General features: G+C 64.0%; 14 protein-coding genes. 3 read left to right on the forward strand and 11 right to left on the reverse strand.

Annotation, left to right across the window (positions count from 1 at the left end; genetic code table 11):
- Positions 1 to 72: 72 nt before the first annotated feature.
- Positions 73 to 2,235, forward strand: coding sequence for an exonuclease domain-containing protein (locus tag BRADO_RS20480; RefSeq protein ID WP_041756768.1), 2,163 nt, complete (start codon positions 73 to 75; stop codon positions 2,233 to 2,235).
- Between the two features lie 51 nt (positions 2,236 to 2,286).
- Here the strand turns inward: BRADO_RS20480 and BRADO_RS20485 are convergent, their stop codons facing one another.
- The 8 genes from BRADO_RS20485 to BRADO_RS20520 form a co-directional block, all read right to left on the reverse strand.
- On the reverse strand, positions 2,287 to 3,489 hold the full coding sequence (locus BRADO_RS20485) for an amidase (protein ID WP_011927259.1): 1,203 nt from the start codon (positions 3,487 to 3,489) through the stop codon (positions 2,287 to 2,289).
- 75 nt (positions 3,490 to 3,564) lie between these two features.
- On the reverse strand, positions 3,565 to 5,175 hold the full coding sequence (locus BRADO_RS20490) for an ABC transporter substrate-binding protein (protein ID WP_011927260.1): 1,611 nt from the start codon (positions 5,173 to 5,175) through the stop codon (positions 3,565 to 3,567).
- Positions 5,176 to 5,221: 46 nt separating this feature from the next.
- Positions 5,222 to 6,676 carry an amidase gene (locus BRADO_RS20495; RefSeq protein WP_011927261.1) on the reverse strand — a complete coding sequence of 485 codons (1,455 nt, stop codon included), beginning with the start codon at positions 6,674 to 6,676 and terminating at the stop codon, positions 5,222 to 5,224.
- Entirely contained in the window at positions 6,666 to 7,658 is a 993-nt protein-coding gene (locus BRADO_RS20500) for an ABC transporter ATP-binding protein (protein WP_011927262.1), read from the reverse strand. Before BRADO_RS20500 ends, BRADO_RS20495 begins: the two co-directional genes overlap by 11 nt.
- The gene (locus BRADO_RS20505; RefSeq protein ID WP_011927263.1) at positions 7,655 to 8,617 is read right to left on the reverse strand and encodes an ABC transporter ATP-binding protein; all 963 of its coding nucleotides are present in this window, start codon (positions 8,615 to 8,617) and stop codon (positions 7,655 to 7,657) included. The genes BRADO_RS20500 and BRADO_RS20505 overlap by 4 nt, the downstream gene beginning before the upstream one ends.
- Positions 8,617 to 9,468 carry an ABC transporter permease gene (locus BRADO_RS20510; RefSeq protein WP_011927264.1) on the reverse strand — a complete coding sequence of 284 codons (852 nt, stop codon included), beginning with the start codon at positions 9,466 to 9,468 and terminating at the stop codon, positions 8,617 to 8,619. Before BRADO_RS20510 ends, BRADO_RS20505 begins: the two co-directional genes overlap by 1 nt.
- A gap of 3 nt (positions 9,469 to 9,471) precedes the next feature.
- The gene (locus BRADO_RS20515) at positions 9,472 to 10,488 is read right to left on the reverse strand and encodes an ABC transporter permease (protein ID WP_041757639.1); all 1,017 of its coding nucleotides are present in this window, start codon (positions 10,486 to 10,488) and stop codon (positions 9,472 to 9,474) included.
- Positions 10,489 to 10,824: 336 nt separating this feature from the next.
- On the reverse strand, positions 10,825 to 11,397 hold the full coding sequence (locus BRADO_RS20520; RefSeq protein ID WP_157872590.1) for a cupin domain-containing protein: 573 nt from the start codon (positions 11,395 to 11,397) through the stop codon (positions 10,825 to 10,827).
- A gap of 315 nt (positions 11,398 to 11,712) precedes the next feature.
- On the opposite strand from BRADO_RS20520, the gene BRADO_RS35095 reads away from it, so the two are divergent.
- Entirely contained in the window at positions 11,713 to 11,958 is a 246-nt protein-coding gene (locus tag BRADO_RS35095; protein ID WP_157872591.1) for a hypothetical protein, read from the forward strand.
- 171 nt (positions 11,959 to 12,129) lie between these two features.
- The gene (locus BRADO_RS20525) at positions 12,130 to 13,530 is read left to right on the forward strand and encodes an amidase (protein WP_011927267.1); all 1,401 of its coding nucleotides are present in this window, start codon (positions 12,130 to 12,132) and stop codon (positions 13,528 to 13,530) included.
- A gap of 183 nt (positions 13,531 to 13,713) precedes the next feature.
- On the opposite strand, the gene BRADO_RS20530 is transcribed toward BRADO_RS20525, so the two are convergent.
- The 3 genes from BRADO_RS20530 to BRADO_RS33350 form a co-directional block, all read right to left on the reverse strand.
- Positions 13,714 to 14,484, reverse strand: a complete 771-nt coding sequence (locus BRADO_RS20530; RefSeq protein ID WP_011927268.1) for a type 1 glutamine amidotransferase domain-containing protein — start codon at positions 14,482 to 14,484, stop codon at positions 13,714 to 13,716.
- 10 nt (positions 14,485 to 14,494) lie between these two features.
- The gene (locus BRADO_RS20535; protein ID WP_011927269.1) at positions 14,495 to 15,283 is read right to left on the reverse strand and encodes an alpha/beta fold hydrolase; all 789 of its coding nucleotides are present in this window, start codon (positions 15,281 to 15,283) and stop codon (positions 14,495 to 14,497) included.
- A 329-nt stretch (positions 15,284 to 15,612) separates the two neighbouring features.
- Entirely contained in the window at positions 15,613 to 16,569 is a 957-nt protein-coding gene (locus tag BRADO_RS33350; RefSeq protein ID WP_157872592.1) for an AraC family transcriptional regulator, read from the reverse strand.
- Positions 16,570 to 16,699: the final 130 nt, after the last annotated feature.

Here is a 16,699-nt window from a genome sequence, read left to right on the forward strand (position 1 = left end):
AGGAACGAACGACTCGGCCGAATGCCGGGGGACCGTCGTCGACCGAGGCCGCAGGAAATCGGCGCGTATCACATGAAGCCCACCACGTTGCCGGTCTACTATTATCTCGACCACTTCGTCGAAATGCTGGAGTTCGTGGAGAGGACATATGACGAGATCCTCAGCGACGAGGACCGTGCATTCACCTCAAGCTTTCGCGGTCTTTCCAAAGACGCGCAGTGCCTCTTGATCCGCATGGTCAACCGACGTGGGACGATCTTCAACCGCGCGCTCTTCAAGTACCCGGAGATTACGGACCTCGAGTCCGCCGCTCGAAACCTGATCGCTTGCGGATATGCCCGTGGTCTTCGTGCCGACGATTATTCCGCTTTCCTGCTCTGCCAACCGAAGACCGCTCTTCTCGACGGCGCCCGGGCGGCGGGATTCGGCCGCGATATACGCGCGTCCTGGTCGAAGCCGGCACTGGCCGACTTTTTCCTGGCAACAATTCCCTTCGATGTTGCCGCGATGCATTGCGGCGCCGTGGGCTTCATAGCCCTCGACAACACGCGGTCCATCGACTTTCTGCTGTATCTCTATTTCGGCAAGACGGCGGACAGTCTCAAGAACTTCGCTCTGCGAGATCTCGGCGTGCTGCGCACGAACAAGGAGACGTCGTTCAGCTCTCGCTTTGTCGACGCCGACGAGGCGCATGCCTGTTTTCACTACAGCCAGGTGCTGAACCGAATCGAAGCTCGTTCCGTCGATATCTATCAGTTGGCGGTTAAGGCGATCCTCGACGGTCCGCCGCGGACGAGCGACTACGCCGCCGATCTCGCGTCTCGCGCCGCGTGTCAGGTCGGACAGTATTTCGAGAAACAGGGCGAACTGGATGTTGCCGAGCGCCTCTATCGTTTCGGCCAGTCGGCGGACTGCCGCGAGCGCCTCGTCCGGCTGCTGTACACCCGAGGCGAGAAGGACGCCGCCGAGCTTCTGTTGCGGGAGATGATCGACGATCCCGAAAGCGACGATGAGCACCTCTTCGCCATGGACTTCTACGCCCGCAAGTTCGGCAAGCAACGGACGGGCCTCAGCACTGCGTTGCTGCGATCCGGGCGCTTGATCGTCGTCGACGATACGCACCGCGGTCATCCGGAAGCAGGCGTCGCCGGCGTACTGAGACGTCGGGGCGGCGACGTCTATTTCGCCGAGAATACGCTGTGGCTCACGCTGTTCGGGCTACTGTTCTGGGATGAGCTTTTCGAATCCGGCCAGCTCAACAGCCTGTTCGACTGGGTTCCGCATTGCCTTCGCGACCGGACTTTTCATCGGCGTTTCGCCGCGCAGATCGATGCGAAGCTCGCGCAGATCAAATCCGGACAGGGACTGCCCATCATCCTGCGTGTGGTCGCCTCCAAATGGGGCCGGTCCAACGGACTGTTCGCTTGGGAGCACGTGCAGATCGACGCGCTACGCGCCTTGCTCGCCTGTGCCAATGCGGACGGCTTGGCTGCGATTCTTCGGGCGATGTGCGAGGACTTCTGCGGCATGCGGGACGGCTTCCCCGACCTGATGCAGGTGCGCGACGGAAAAGTGACGTTCGTCGAGGTCAAGGCCGAGGGCGACGCCATACGCCGCAATCAGTTGACGCGTCTGCGTCAGCTGGAGCAGGCCGGCATACCGGCCGAGATCGGCCGCGTGGATTACCGCTTCGACCCGGAGCAAGACTACGTCGTCGTCGACATCGAGACCACGGGCTCCTGGTCATCGGGTGATCGCATCACCGAAATCGGAGCGGTGAAGGTCCGCAATCATCAACTGGTCGAGCAGTGGCACTCGCTGATCAACCCGCAGCGGCCGATCCCCGCGAAGATCGTCGAACTAACCGGCATCACCAACCAGATGGTTCGGGATGCGCCCGTTTTTCACGAGATCGCCGACAGTTTCATGGCGTTCATGGGGGACGGCATCTTCGTGGCCCACAATGTGAATTTCGATTACGGATTCTTGTCGAGCGAGTTCGAGCGGCTCGAACGGCGCTTCCGCTTCCCGAAGCTGTGCACCTGCGTCGGAATGCGGCGCCGATATCCCGGGCACACATCATATGGGCTGGGAAAGCTGTGCGCGATCTACGGCATCGAGCTGGACGACCACCATCGAGCGCTCTGCGACGCTCGGGCGGCAGCCCACCTGCTGAATCTCATCAACACGAAGCGCGTCGAAGAGGCGGAGGCTGACGCGGTTCAGGCGGCGTAGTCGCTCGGAGTACGGCGAGAGGTGGGGCAGCGCGTGTGTCATCGACGTCGGTCATGACGGCTCCTCGAACAAGCCGATCGAGAACTCTCTCGCAAGCGTCTGCGCCGCCGCGAGCAGCGACGCATCGCCGCCGCGCCAGCCAATCAGAGACAGTCCGACAGGGACCGCACCGGATGTCGCCACGGGGAGGTTCACCTGCGGAAGCCCCGTCAACCCGGCGATGCACGTCAGGTCGACGATCCGATGCACGGCCGTGCGCATCTCTGATAGACCGGCATCGCGAGCGATCGGCAGAATGGGCGTTGTCGGCAGACACAGCATCCGTCGCCCGTCCAGCACATCGTCGAGCCGCTTCGATGCGGCCGCGCGGAAGACCTCGGCGGTTGCGAGATCCTGCGGGGCAATGCGTCCGTCATCGGCAAAGGCGCCGGCCACCTCCGAGGAAAAGCGCGGATTGACCCGGTCGATCCAATCGCGAAACGTCGCGTGAAATTCGCTTTTCTGCAGGACGCGCTGATGCCGCCCCCACGCGAGAAGCTCGCCATCTGCCAGCGCCGCCTCCGTGGCTGGTGCGACGCTGCGGAGCCGCGCGACAACCGGTTGCAAGGCGGCCCTGACCGGCTCGTCGGCCAGCGCAAAGCAATCTGAAGCAATCACGATGTCCGGCTGCAGCCCATCCGCAATCGGCTCGGCGAGCAGCACGCTTCCGACGCGGCCAAACGTCAGCGCATCTCTCGTGAAATAGCCGACGGTGTCGAACGACGGCGCCTGGGTCATCAGGCCAGCGACGGAGATACGGCCGTGCGTGGGCCGCAGGCCATAGATCCCGCAGAAGCTCGCGGGCGTGCGCACGGAGCCGCCGGAGTCGGTGCCTAATGCGACGTCGACCAGTCCACCAGCCACCGCGGACGCAGAGCCGCTCGACGAGCCGCCGGGGACACGATCCGGCGCACGCGGATTGAGCGGCGTTCCGTAGAACCTGTTGATGCCGAGCAGTCCGAGCGAAATCTCATCGGTGATGGTCTTGCCGGTCAGCGTCGCGCCAGCGCAGCACATCGCGTCCACGGCCCAGGCATCCCTCTCCGGGGTGTCATGACAGGCGGCCCAGTCCGGATTTCCGCAGCCGGTCACATCGCCGGCAACATCGAACAGATCCTTGACCGCGAAGCTCAGTCCGGACAACGGGCCGGACCGATGCGGCGAACGCCGCATGATCGCGTTGGGAAGGAAGGCTCCGAGGGGGTCCTGAACCATGGTTCTCCCGATCACTCGCAAGCAGCATCCAGATTTGTTGCCAGGCGCGCTCGGGTGAGCGCGCCTGGCATGCAGTCACTCTTTGTAGAGCTTGCGGAAATCCGGGTGGGTGTGGAACCAGTACTCGAAGCCCTTGACGTTCTTCTGCATCGCGTAGTCGGCAAACCGTGTGTAGAGCGGGATGCGCGGCAGGTCGGTCATCACGATGTCGACCATCTTGTTCAGGCTGGTCTTGTAGATCTCAGGATCCCGGGTGAAGCGCGCCTCGTCGATCACCTTGTCGAGGTCGGGATTGACGTAATTGGCGGTGTTGAACACCGAGTTGTTGCCGCCGTGGAAGGTCCAGAAGAAGAAGTAGTCGGGATAGTCGAGCCAGCCGTAGAATTCGGCGATGACCATCGGCATCGTCTTGCTGGCCATCTGTGCGAACCAGTTCGAGCCCGGCACCTTCTCGATCGTCAGCTCGACACCGATAGTCTTGAGCGCTTCCTGGATCAGGATGGCGGTCGGCTCACGTACGGTGGCTTCGCTGAGGTCGATCGACAGCGTGGTCTTGAAGCCGTTCGGGAAGCCGGCCTCGGTGAGCAGCTGCTTGGCCTTCGCGAGGTCCTGGCCGTGCTTGACCGGAACCGGCCAGGTCGCATCGGGATACGGCTTGGCCGGATCGCCGCCGAACATCGGCTTGGCGCGATTGTAGAGCGCGGAGCTGACGATCTCCTTGTAGGGAATCGCATAGGAGATCGCCTCCCGCACCTTCGGATTGTCGAACGGGGCGATCTTCACGTTCATGTCGACGAAGACGAGATCGTTCTGCACGGGCACGCCGATGATCGAGACCTTGCCCTGCTCCGCCAGCTCGGCATAGTCCTTCGGCGGCAGGCCGACGGACATGTCGACGTCGCCCTTCTCCAGCAGCGCGCGGCGCGTGCCGGCGGAGGCGATCTGCCGGTAGACCACGCGCTTGAGCTTGGGCAGCGGTCCGGACTTCCAGGCATCGAACCGCGTGAACACGGTCTGCTGGCCCGGCGACCAGGATTCCACCTTGTAGGCGCCGCCGCCGCAATCATTGCGCGACACCCAGTCGAACGCCCACGGGTCCTGCGCCGTCGCATGCTTCTTGGCCAATTCGGAGTTGACGATGACCGGCACCGGCACCACGAGGTCGGGCATCGTCAGCTTGTTGAACTGATCGAATGTCGCCTTGAAGGTGTAGTCGTCGACCACCGAGAACTGTTCGGGCTTGACTAGCGATCCCGCCGCCATCTGCACGGCCGGGAAGCCGCCGGCGGCGATGGCGCGGTCGAACGACCACTTCACGTCCTTGGCGGTGACCGGCGTGCCGTCGTGGAACGTCGCGTCCTTGCGCAGATGGAAGATGTAGGTCTTGCCGTCCTCGCTGGCCTCCCAGCTTTCGGCCAGCTCCGGCGTCATGACCTTCGCATCATAGGACACGGTGCCGTCCGCCAGCGTCTTTTCGCCATGGCTGACCAGGCGATCATAGGCCTGCCACACGACCATGCGGCTGTGATCGTTCGCTGTCGGCACCATCGTGTCGAGGCCGTTCGGGCCCATCTCAGACACGATCACCAAAGTGTCCTTGGCGATCTCCGCATGCGCAACGGCGCCGGGCAGCACAGCGGACGCTGTGAGCAACGCCGCTGCAACGAGACTGCGATAAAGCTTCATATCGTGCGTCCTTTCTGGAGGGTTCAGGTGGAGGGTGGAGGCAGTGTCAGAGGCCGAGCTCGCTCAACAGCTTCGGCCATTGGTGGGCCCACGGGCGCGCCTGCTCGAAGGCGCCGGAGGCGGCGAGCACGGTCCTATCAGCCAGATGGCGTCCGATGATCTGCATGCCGACAGGAAGACCCGTCTTGGTGAAGCCCGCGGGAATGGTCGCGGCGGGCTGGCCGGTCAGGTTGCAGATGAAGGTGAAGCAGAGCCAGTCCCCGGTCGTGACCATCTTGTCTTCGATGATCTCCGGCCCCTGCATGTAGAGCGGGAAGGCCGGCACCGCGAGCGTGGGCGTGATCAGGAGATCGTAGTTGGCCATGAACCGCCACATGCGGTTGCAGACCATCTGCCGGATCATCTTGGCGTCCGTGAACTCCTCCGCCGTCCACTGCCGCTGCAGCAGCGCAACGAGATGCGGCGACATCTCCTTCTCGCGCCCCTTCATCATGCGGCGCATCCCGGTGAGGTCGGTGTCGCCGGCGACGATGGTCCAGAAATGCGGGAACGGATCGTCCCAGCCGGGATTGGCGCGCTCGACGGTGCAGCCGAGATCGGTCTCGAACACGCGCACCGCTTCGGAGACGACGCGACGGACTTCGGGATCGACCGGCGCATAGCCCCAGTCCTCGCTGTAGGCGATGCGCAATCCCTTGATGCTCTCCTTCGTTGCATCGACATAGTCGAAGTCGGCGGCCGGGATCGAGTAGCGATCGCGCGGATCGGGCCCGGTGATCACCTTCAGCATCAGCGCCGAGTCCGCCACGGTGCGGCTCATCGGACCGACATGCTCGAGTGACTCCCAGCTCGACACGCCGGGATAGCGCTCGTCGCGGCACCCTGGATAAAGCGGCACGCGGCCCATGGAGGCCTTGATGCCGTAGAGCCCGCACAGCGCCGAGGGAATACGGATCGAGCCGCCGCCGTCGGAGCCGATCGCAAACGGCGCGACACCGCTCGCGACCGACGCACCGGAACCGGCGCTCGATCCACCCGACGTCATGTCGAGATTCCAAGGATTGCGCGTCGCCGGAAACACCGGATTGTGGCCGACGCCGCTGTATCCGAACTCCGGCACGTTGGTCTTGCCGATGATGACGGCGCCGGCCGCCTTCAGGCGCTCGACCACGATGTCATCCTCGTCCGGCACGAAGTCGCGATAGAGCAGCGACCCCATGACGGTGAGGATGTCCTTGGTCGCAACCAGATCCTTGATGCCGATCGGCACGCCCGCAAGCAGGCCGGGATCCTCGCCCGCGGCGATCTTGGCGTCGACGGCGGCCGCCGCCGCCCGCGCGACATCGGGTGTCGGCGTGCAGAAGGCGTGGATGTGCGGCTCGAGCTTGTCCATGCGGCGCAGCACCGCCTCGGTGACCTCCATGGCCGAGAGAGTCTTGTCCTTGACCTTTGCCGCAACGGTGACGGCGTCCATGCGGCAGATTTCGTTGTCAGCGCTCATCGTTTCCTCCAGCGGGTGAAACAGCGAAGTGGCAGGCGGCGAAATGATCCGGCGCCGTCGCGCGGAGCGGCGGCATCGCCGTTGCGCAGATATCGGCCGCCTTGGGGCAGCGTCCGTAGAAGCGGCACATATTGGGATCGGGATTGATCGGGCTGGCCGGGCTGCCGTCGAGCCGCGGCCGGGCTTCGCCGCGCCGCGCCGGGTCCGGGATCGCAGCGACCAGCGCCTGCGTGTAGGGATGGCGGGGTGCGGTGAACAGCGCCTCCGCCGGCGCGATCTCGACGATCTTGCCGAGATACATCACGACCACGCGCGAGCACAGCAGCCGCACCACGTTGAGATCATGCGACACGAACAGATAGCTCATCGACAGCCGCGCGCGCAGGTCGGCGAGCAGCCGCAGGATCACGGCCTGCACGGAGACGTCGAGCGCCGAGGTCGGCTCGTCCAGGATCAGCAGCGACGGTTCGACCGCGACCGCGCGCGCGATGCCGACGCGCGCGCGCTGGCCGCCCGAGAGCTGATGCGGATAGCGCTGCAGCAACTCATCCGGCAGCCCGACAAGCGCCGCGGTGGCCTGAACGCGGTGCGCGATCTCGGCGCCGTCGGTGAGGCCGAGCAGCCGCTTCAGCGGATCGGCGATAGCCTGGAACACGCGAAAGGAGGGATTGAGGCTCTCGGTCGCGTCCTGGAACACGACCTGGACGCGCCGCCGGCTCGGCGACGCCGCGAATTTCGTCTGCGTGATTGCGGTGAGATCCTCGCCGTCCATCAGGACCTGGCCCGCGGTGGGATCGATGAGACGGCCGAGCAGGCGCACCATCGTCGACTTGCCGCAACCGGATTCACCGACGAGGCCGACGCTTTCTCCGGCTGAGATCGTCAGACTGACGTCGTCGACGGCATGGAGCTTTGCCCCCTTCCCTGCCCGCTTGATCGGGTACAGCTTGGATAGCGACCTGACCTCGAGCAGCGGTGTCATGAGAGCGGAAACCGGCAACGCACGAGATGCTGGGGTGATACACGGGTCCAAGGCAGCTCCGCTTCATCGCAGATCGGCTGCCTCAGCTCGCAGCGTCCGCTGAAGCGACACGGCGGCAGCGCGCCGCGGAGATCTGGCAGATGGCCGGGGATGGCATTGAGGTCGTCGAGGCGCGACTCCGGCACGGGCGTCGCCGCCAGCAGCCGGCGCGTATAGGGATGCGCCGGACGCTCCAGCAATTGTTCGGTCGGTGCGATCTCGACGATGTGGCCGGCATGCATGACAGCGATCCGGTCGCAATACTCGCCAGCGAGGCCGAGATCGTGAGTGATCAGCAAGGTCGACATCTGCGTCGCGCGGCTCATCTCGCGGATCAGGTCCATGATCACGGCCTGGGTCGTCACGTCGAGTCCCGTCGTCGGCTCGTCCGCGATCAGCACGGACGGTGTGCAGGCCAGCGCCATCGCAATCATCACGCGCTGGCACATGCCCCCCGACAGCTCGAACGGATAGGCCTCCGCGCGGCGCTCGGGATCGGGAATGCGCACCCGCGCCAGTGCGGCGATCGCCGCCGTTTTCAGCTCGCGCCGCGGCAGCGCGGCATGCTCCTGCAGGACGTCCTCGATCTGCTTGCCGACCTTGCGGATCGGATTGAGCGCGGTGCGCGGGCTCTGGAAGATCATCGCCATCTCGCGTCCACGCAGCTCGCGCATCGCTTCCGGGGGCGCCGCCAAAAGATCGATGCCGCCCATCGTGATCGCGCCCTTGGTGACGCGTGCGGCGGCATCGTTGAGGCCCATCACGGTGTAGGCGGTGACGGATTTGCCAGAGCCGCTTTCGCCGACCACGCCGACGATCTCACCGCGCGAGACCGACAGGCTGACGGCATCCAGCGCCCGCACCACGCCATGACGGGTGCGGAATTCCACCGAGAGGTTGTCGATCTCGAGCTGCGCCATCACACGCGCTTCCTTGGATCGAGCAGGTCGCGCAGTCCATCGCCCAGCATGTTGAAGGAGAACACCGCGAGCACGAGCGCCGCGCCCGGGAACATGAAGGCCCACCATTCGCCGGAAATGATGTAGCTCGCGCCTTCCGAGACCATGATGCCCCATTCGGGCGTCGGCGGCCGCACGCCGAGTCCTATGAAAGACAGGCCGGCGGCGTTGAGGATCGCCCAGCCCATGTTGAGCGAGGCCTGCACCATCATCGGCGGCAGGATGTTCGGGACGATATGATTGATCAGGACGCGCAGCGGTCCGTTGCCGCCCATCCGCGCCGCCTCGACATAGCCGAGCTCGCGCCGCACGTTCACCTCCGCACGCGCGAAGCGGCAGTAGAACGGCAGATTGATGATCATCGTCGCGATGATGATGTTGGCGACGCTGTTGCCCAGCGCCACCACGATGCCCATCGCCAGCACGAACAACGGGAACGCCATGATGGTGTCCATCGCGCGGCCGATGATGCGGTCGGTCCAGCCGCCGAAATAGCCGGCGAGCGCGCCCAGCGCGAGGCCGACCACGAAGGACAGCGCCACTGCCGACACCGCCATGCCGAGATCAAGGCGCGTGGCGACAATGACGCGGCTCAGGATGTCGCGGCCGAGCGCGTCGGTGCCGAACGGATGCGCGAGGCTCGGGCGCGCGAGCTTGGTTGTCGCCGAGGTGAGCAGAGGATCATAGGGCGCGATCGAGGGGCCGAAGATCGCGAACAGCGTCAGCAGCGCCAGGATGATCGCGGCCACCAGCGTCAGGCGGTTTTCGCCGAACGCGTAGCCGGTGTTGCGGGCGAGCGTGACCAGGCTCATGGCTCAGCCCTCGAACCGGACACGGGGATCGACGAGCGTGGCGAACACGTCCACCGCGAGATTGAGCAGCACGTAGAGCACGGCCATCATCAGCACGAAGCCCTGCACCGCAGCGTAGTCGGAGGCGATGACGGCCGCCACCGCATAGGCGCCGACGCCCTGCCAGCCGAACACCTGCTCGATCAGAACGTTGGAGCCGATCAGGAAGGAGAACACCATGCCGAGCACGCTCGAGACCGGCAGCAGCACGTTGCGGAAGGCGTAGGCCATCAGGATTTTGCGCACCGGCAGGCCGCTGGCGCGCGCGGTACGGATGAAATCGCTGCTCAGAGCCTCGAGCATCGCGGCGCGCGTGATCCGCGCGATCGGCGCCAGCGCGAACAGCCCGAGCGAGATCGCGGGCAAGATCAGCTGCGCCAAGGCCGCGCGCAACACCGGCCAGTCGCCGGCGATGACGGCGTCGATGGTGTAGGCCCCGGTGACGCGGGGCGGCGGCGAGAAGGCGATCTCGTCGAGCCGGCCGAGCGGCTGCGGCGCCCAGCCGAGCAGGAAGTAGAAGATGTAGACCAACAGCAGACCGACGAAGAAGGTCGGAAACGCGGCGCTGACGGTGACCAGCGCACGACAGGCGTGATCGACGCCGCCATTGAGGCGGGTCGCCGCCCACACGCCCATCGGAATGGCGATGCCGATCGCGAACAGCAGCGCGAAGGATGACAGCTCGAGCGATGCAGGCAAGCGTTCGAGCAGATCGGTCAGCACCGGCTGCCCGGTCGTGAGCGAGCGGCCGAGATTGCCGTGCGCGAGGTCGGCGATGTAGCTCACGAACTGCACCGGCAGCGGACGATCGAGGCCCAGCGTGGCGCGGATGCTGGCGATCGACGCGGCATTGGCCGCGGGCCCGGCGAAGAACGCGGCGGGATCTCCGGGCAACGCGCGCGAAATGAAGAAGGTGAGAACGACGACACCCACCAGGCTCGGGATGGTGCCAAGCAGTCGCTTCCACACGAAAGCCATCAGCGGTTCGCCTGCCAACCTTCGCTGCAGCGACGGCTTGCGCCGCGCCTCAACGGGTGAGGCCCCATCGACAGTCGGATGCAGCCAAGGGGCGGCTAGCATGCATCACAGTCATGTCGACGTGAAGCAAGCGCTATGCCATGAGGTCAGCGGAAGTACTTGAATTACAGGATCCGCGCAATGTCAGGGGCTTACTAACAAAATGGCTCAAGGTGCGAAGGCTGCGGAACCAACAAGCTCCATGTCGACTGCACCCGTTCTCGCCACATGCATGAAATTCATGCACCGGCCCCTCACCTGCGCTGGTCGAAGCCAAAGCAGGATGGCGCCTTCAACACATCAGTGGACCTGCGGCGTGTTGACCCAGACGATCCGCGCCTCGTCGGTTCCGACGTTGCGATAACTGTTTGTCAGATACGCCTTGAAAAAAAAAGAGTCGCCGGCGGTCATGAGATAGGTCGTGTCGTCGATGGTGAGCTCGATGGTTCCGGAGATGAGATAGCCGACGGCCTCGCCCTGATGAGTGATGAGGTCGATCTTCTCACCGCCGGGAGCCACGACGTGAATGTTCGCCTCGAGAAGGTTCCCTGCAGCGACAGGCACCAGACGCTCATAGACGACGCCCTTGCCGCCGCGCAGCGCATCGACGTAAACCTTCATCCGATCCTCGGGCTTCTGCACCTGTTTGTAGTCGTCGACCCTCAGGCCGAAGAACGAGGCCATGTCGCGGTCGAGCGCGTGGACCATCTTGTCGAGCATGGGTAGCGACGGCATCACCTTGCCGGCCTCGATCTTGGAGATCATGCTCTCGTCGCAACCGACGATCTGCGCCAGATCGCGCATGCGCATCCCCTTGGACAGACGGGCGCGCCGGAGGCGCGGGCCGATGTTCAGTGTGTTTTCCGAGCTCACGCGAGGCGTTTCCAGCAATTACAGCCCGCGGAATATGCATAACAATCACGTGATTTACCAGCATGTTGTTCTGACCAAGCGGTATTTTAGTCCGGCGCAGACCGCCCTCTGTTCGCAGCCGCGCCGATCATGAGCGGGTCGGTCCGCAGCCACACAAGCCGACGTCCTTGCGTCTCCGCCCAAGTCCGCCGCGGCTGTGCACGAGGTGATCGCGGCGGACGATCTCACGACGCTGCGGCGTCCGACGCCACGCGATCGCTCGGTCCTAATTAGATCGTCTGGACCAGTGGCCGGAACGGTTCCACAGATCGGTTCGTGAGCCTGCTGCTCGTTGGGCAGTTCTCCGATCGACACGTGCGAAGACGAGCTCATCCGAAAGCGCGGTTCATTGCCGCTTTGCTGCGCACGGCTCTCCGAATTTGGGCAAGCCCGATCGTTGACAAGACAAAGGATCGCTCCTTACGATCGTCGGCTCATACGCTGTCGAACTTCGCGTGCGCTGAACTGGCCGATGACGTCCAGGTCTTTGCAAGAAGTGCTTCGTTCGAACTCGGCGCCTGAACAACAGAACATAGCCTGCGGCATCTTCGCCATTCGTTGCCTCGTTCAGCTGAGGTACGGATGGTTTTCGTGTTTGCCGCCCCGGCGAGCTTGCGATGCGTCCGCGTCGCCGAAACCGTGGTGCATGACCGAGTGCAAATATGCACCATATGACGAGAGAGGATGACGAGGATGCCAGCAACAGATCTCCACTATCTCGGACTCGTTGATGTCGGTCGGAAGATCCAGGCTAAGGAGTTGTCGCCGGTCGAAGTGACCAAGGCCATGCTCGAGCGGATCGAGAAGCTCGATGGCCAACTCAAGAGCTTCGCCTATGTCATGGCCGACTCGGCCGTCGCGGACGCTGCCGCCGCTGAGAAGGAGATTGCCTCCGGCAAGATCAGGGGCCCGTTGCACGGCGTGCCCGTCGCGGTGAAGGATCTCTGCTGGGCCAAGGGCGCGCCAGCGGCGCACGGCATGACGATCCATCGTGACTTCCGTCCGAACGAGGACGCGACAGTGGTCGCGCGGCTGAAGGCCGCCGGCGCTGTGATCCTCGGCAAGCTGCAGCAGACCGAAGGGGCTTACGCCGATCATCATCCGAAGATCGATCCACCCAAGAATCCCTGGAACGCCGATCTTTGGCCTGGCGCCTCCTCGAGCGGCTCTGGCGCCGCCACCGCGGCGGGCCTGTGCTTCGGCTCGCTCGGCACCGACACCGGCGGCTCGATCCGCTTTCCCTCCGCGGCCAATGGCGTCACCGGGCTTAAGCCGACCTGGGGACGGGTCAGCCGCTACGGCGCCTTCGAACTCGCGGCGACGCTGGACCACATCGGCCCCATGGCGCGCAGCGCGGCTGATTGCGGCGCCGTCCTCGGCGTGATCGCAGGGCAAGATCCCAGGGATACGACGGCTGTCCCGCTGCCCGTGCCTGACTATCTGGCCAGTCTCTCCGGCGACCTCCGGGGCGTGACGATCGGGATCGACCGGCGCTGGACCAGCGAAGGCACCGACAGCGATACAGCCAACGTCCTGACCGAGGCTCTGCGTGTGGCTGTCGATCTCGGCGCACAGATCAAGGAGATCAACTTTCCCGATTCCCAGGCGGTCATCGACGATTGGTTCCCGCTTTGCGGCATCGAGGCAGCGGTCGCGCACGAAAACACCTACCCGGCGCGCAAGGACGAGTACGGTCCTGGGCTCGCCGGCCTGCTGGATCTCGGCCACCAACAATCAGGTATGGACTATCAGAAAATCGTGCTTCGGCGCGAGGCGTTCCGCGGGGCAGTCCGCGTACTGTTCGAGACGGTCGACCTCCTTGCGGTCCCGGCGCAGGCCTTTGCTGCACCGAGCCTCGCCAAGATGGCGACGCTTGGCGAGGACGCTTCGCTGATCGGCGGACTGCTTCGTTTCACCTGCCCGTTCGACATGACGGGAAGCCCGACCGTGACGTTGCCCGGAGGCTTTGCCGCGAATGGCGGTCCCGTGGGCTTCCAGTTCGTCGGCCGTCATTTCGACGAGGCCGGCCTCGTGCGCGCCGGCGATGCGTTTCAGCGCGCCACCGACTGGCACAAACGTCATCCCGGCATCTGAGTTGAGGGGCCGATCATCGATTCGCAGATTTGCGGAGAGCCGATCGTGGCTGCGCAATAGCCCGGGACGCCAGGACCACCCCACTTCGCCCTCCCCTCACTCCGTTCTTCGGCACGGGCCGTGACACCCGGCTGCGGAGTAACGCGCCTATTGTACAGCGAGGTTAAATCACGAGCTGCCGCCTCATTCTCCGAGGGCGCGGATGACGAGCTCGGCGGTTTCCATGCCTGAGAAATTTTGCTGGCCCGTGACGAGATTTCCGTCCCGCACGGCAAAGCCGCGCCAGAGTCCGGCCTGGACATAATTGGCGCCCAGTGTTCTGAGTTCGTCTTCGATCCGCCATGGCATCAGATGCTTGCCGCGTGGCAAGAAGCCGAGGTCCCACACGGCGTGATCACCGAAATCCTCCTCGACATTGGCGAAGCCCGTGACGGTCTTGCCCTTGCAGAGATATTCGCCTGTCGAGAGCCTCGCATAACGCAGGATCGACGAGCCGTGGCACAGACAGCACGCGACCTTGCCCGCCTCGTAGAAGGCCGCGAACAGCCCATGCAGCGCCGTCTGGTCGGGCATGGTCACCATCGGCGCCTGACCGCCAGCGATCAGGATCGCGTCGAAGTCTTCGAGCCTGATCGCGCTTACTGGTTTGGTATTCTCCAACAGCGCCATCAATGACGGTGTGTGCCTGAAGCCCTGGGTGATGAGGTCGCCTGCCGAATAGCCGGTCGGATCTTCCGGGTCGCTCATCGCATCAGGTTCGACCTTGCCTCCGCCGTAGCTGAACAGCTTCACGACGTAGCCTTTTTCTCGGAAGGCAAACCACGGGTGCGTCAGTTCGCTCCACCAGAACCCGACCGGTGTACCCAACGTTGGCGAGATAGCCGGGTTGGCAAGAACGATAGCAACCCGTTTCGGTGTCTTGGCATCGACCGGATTGTGATCCTTCAGACTCATCAGTCACTCCTCAGACGAGCGCGCGCGCGATGGCCTCGGCCGTCGCATCGGGCTGGTCGATCTGCGGGAAGTGACCCGCATCCGCAATCATCTCGACACGCGAGCCGCGAAGCTGGGCACGAAAAGCGTCGGCAAGCACGGCGGGAAACAGCCGGTCGTCCTGTCCCCAGAGGATCACCGTCGGTACGGTCACTTTGGGGAAAAGATCCTCGAGGCGAGGCGAAACGAACAGGCTCCTGCCCCAAATGGCGCTGATCGCCTTTTCGCCGCTCTCGACGTAGGCGCGGTAGGCGCTCTCTGCGAGACCGGGCGTGTCGGCAACCTTCGAATTGATGACGACGTGGATGAGCTTGTCCATCTCTTCTGGGCTGTTGGGGTCGAAGTTGACCGGCGGTTCTCCCTCGAACATCGCTCTGAAGCCGGCTGCGTCGATGATGACCAGGCGCTCGGTTCTCTCGGGATAGGTCGCAGCAAAAGTCGTCGCCACCCAACCGCCGACCGAGTTGCCCACCAGCGCGGCGCGGTCGACCTGCTCAGCGTCGAGCAGGGCTTTGATCGCCGCGCTCTGCACCGGCATCGAAAGATCGTCGCCGGTCTTCGATGACGCCCCGAAGCCAAGCATATCGATGGCGAACACCCGGTGCGTCGATGCGAGTCGCCGAGCTGCACTCAGCCAATCCTCCTTATGGCCACCAACGCCATGAACGATGACGAGGGCCGGGCCAGAACCCAGTTCGAAATAGGCCAGCGTCTTTTCGCCGAACGCGAGACGTTTCGTTTCCGGAAGATCGGTGGTCATCGTGCGACAATCCTCGACGAGGCGTGACCTGCTAACTGATTGTCAGAGGATCATAGGCCCGAATGACTCGCCCGATAAGCTGATCGTGGACGAGAGCAGGCGGTCCTGATCTGATCAGGCCGGTTTTTTGACAGAACCGCAAGTTCGTCCCGGTCCGCAACAACGACGCCTCCGCTGGCTTTGAAGGACGGACCGCATCACCGACAGCGCCGTGCCGCTGTCGCTTATACCGCTTTCAGCTCAACCGAATGAGAATGCCAAACGATAGAACGGAACACGATCTGCGATCCGCCACCGGTGTCTCGCTCACCGAGAAGCCTGTACGAGCCTCAGCTCACTTTGGCGCGACGGAATTGCCCCGGAGAGACGCCGTGTTCTCTCCTGAACACCCTGCTGAAATAGCTGGCGTCATCATATCCCACCTGCGTCGCGACCTCGCCCACCGAGTACATCGTATTCTCGAGCAGCTCGCGGGCCCGCATCATGCGAAGTCTGATCTGATACTGATGCGGAGGCACGCCGACGGCAGCCTTGAAGGCACGCGCGAAGTGGAAGGGCGAGAGACCCACCTGTTCCGCCAGTGTCTGCAGCGAGACATCGCGGTGCATGGTGTCTTTCAGGTAGCTCGTCGCCTTCCTGACCTGTGCCGTTGTGAGCCCCGCGCGGCTTGGTCGCACGACACCGGAGAGGTTGGACCACCGGCGCACGAGATTGACACATAACGTCAGAGCGGCAGCATCCAGCGCGGCTTGAGTCGCGACGCCTGGCCGTTCGATCTCGGCAGCCATCTCGTCACCCAGGCGCGTGATCACCGGATCGGCTTCCAGCTTCAGGGGCAGCAGTTCCAGACGCCCGCCATCGCCGTAATCGAACTCGGTTCCCACCACCGAGGCGAGCAGGGACACGGGCAGATAGAGGTCAAGGCAGCTTCCGCTGGTCTCCGACAGCAGAACCCGAAGCGATTCTCCTGCCCTACTCAGCTGGAAAGTGCCACGCCGCCTCACCCGCCGGAAACGCAGCTTGTTGTCGAAGTATAGTTCAGAGACCGTCGTTCCCCGGGTCCAGATCGAAACGACGTGGGTGTGGTCGCAGGACGGACGGAGGCGCTCGACCGTCTGCCCCGATGTTCTGTCACAATCCCACAGCGCTGCCGAGAAGCCGAGCGTGCCGAACCCGTGAGCCTTGGCCGCAACACCCCAAATGCGTTCGACCTTGGTCGGCGTCAGTCCACTGCAACTCACGCCTGATGCATCGTCTACCCTGTCTTGAGAAAAGGTTTCGTCCAAAGCACACTCCACGCTCCGCTCAAGCGACACAACCGGCGCTCCAAATGCTAGCGCAAAGCATCCGCCTGTCCAGCCGATTGATCGTTCGTGGGTGAGGCCCGAGCCGCTCGGGATTGTCATTTTCGTGCGA

This window comes from Bradyrhizobium sp. ORS 278 (assembly GCF_000026145.1).
Lineage (GTDB): Bacteria > Pseudomonadota > Alphaproteobacteria > Rhizobiales > Xanthobacteraceae > Bradyrhizobium.

Bases quoted from the DNA above. Each gene is read 5' to 3' on its own strand.
- BRADO_RS20500 (WP_011927262.1), bottom strand. From the start codon at position 7,658: ATGACACCGCTGCTCGAGGTCAGGTCGCTATCCAAGCTGTACCCGATC.
- BRADO_RS20525 (WP_011927267.1), top strand. From the start codon at position 12,130: ATGCCAGCAACAGATCTCCACTATCTCGGACTCGTTGATGTCGGTCGG.
- BRADO_RS20510 (WP_011927264.1), bottom strand. From the start codon at position 9,468: ATGAGCCTGGTCACGCTCGCCCGCAACACCGGCTACGCGTTCGGCGAA.
- BRADO_RS20530 (WP_011927268.1), bottom strand. From the start codon at position 14,484: ATGAGTCTGAAGGATCACAATCCGGTCGATGCCAAGACACCGAAACGG.
- BRADO_RS20485 (WP_011927259.1), bottom strand. From the start codon at position 3,489: ATGGTTCAGGACCCCCTCGGAGCCTTCCTTCCCAACGCGATCATGCGG.
- BRADO_RS20480 (WP_041756768.1), top strand. From the start codon at position 73: ATGAAGCCCACCACGTTGCCGGTCTACTATTATCTCGACCACTTCGTC.
- BRADO_RS20535 (WP_011927269.1), bottom strand. From the start codon at position 15,283: ATGACCACCGATCTTCCGGAAACGAAACGTCTCGCGTTCGGCGAAAAG.
- BRADO_RS20495 (WP_011927261.1), bottom strand. From the start codon at position 6,676: ATGAGCGCTGACAACGAAATCTGCCGCATGGACGCCGTCACCGTTGCG.
- BRADO_RS20505 (WP_011927263.1), bottom strand. From the start codon at position 8,617: ATGGCGCAGCTCGAGATCGACAACCTCTCGGTGGAATTCCGCACCCGT.
- BRADO_RS20490 (WP_011927260.1), bottom strand. From the start codon at position 5,175: ATGAAGCTTTATCGCAGTCTCGTTGCAGCGGCGTTGCTCACAGCGTCC.